At 62.7% G+C, this 732-nt stretch carries 1 pseudogene; it reads left to right on the top strand.

The annotated features are described in order from the left end of the window. Positions 1 to 301: 301 nt before the first annotated feature. Positions 302 to 732 (top strand): annotated as a pseudogene (locus tag EN994_RS31615) (flagellar biosynthetic protein FliO); the annotation flags it as partial.

Below are 732 nucleotides of genomic sequence, written 5' to 3' on the forward strand. Positions count from 1 at the left end.
GGGTAACCGCGCCCGGTCGCGTATTCTGGTCGACGATCGGTACCGGATAGAAATCGCCGCGCGCTTCCTTGGCCATGTGCCCCCTGCTCGTGAATTCCGGTGTTCCGACACCCGCCCCGTACCGGGTTGAATCACATTCTCCTAGTCCGGAAAAGGCCTGGGCGGCAAATGTCGGATAAAAATGATGTCTTCCGGCCTTCGGAGTTTTTCAAGCTGTTCAACAGCGTGAAACGCAACTTGCGGTGGCCCGCTGCAACGGTCTAGTGTCTTATCACTTCCAAGGGGCGATCAGGGGAAACCAATGCAATGGCTCGATAGCGTGGCAGGTCCCGGTTATGCCGCAGCATTGTTGTGGACGTTTGCAGCGCTCGTCCTGCTGGTCATCGTTCTCGTCATCGTCAAGCTGGTGCGCAACCTGACATTCGGAACCTTCGTCGCCGGCGGCCGGAACCGCAAGACGCGACTGGCCGTCATGGATGCCACCGCCGTCGACAGCCATCGCAGGTTGGTGCTGATACGCCGCGACGACATCGAACATCTGCTTCTGATCGGCGGTCCGACCGACGTCGTCGTCGAGCGCGATATCCGGCTTTCGGCGCCGCGCCGGCCGGCATTGACGGGAGAGGGCGGCTTGCAGCCGGTTCCGCCCGCCGCTCCGACAAGGCCGCGTCCGCCGCAACCCGCTCCGCCGCCGCTGAGACAGGCACCCGCTCCACAGCCGGTGAATACGAC

It is taken from the genome of Mesorhizobium sp. M7A.F.Ca.CA.002.09.1.1 (assembly GCF_003998555.1).
Taxonomy (GTDB): domain Bacteria; phylum Pseudomonadota; class Alphaproteobacteria; order Rhizobiales; family Rhizobiaceae; genus Mesorhizobium; species Mesorhizobium ciceri.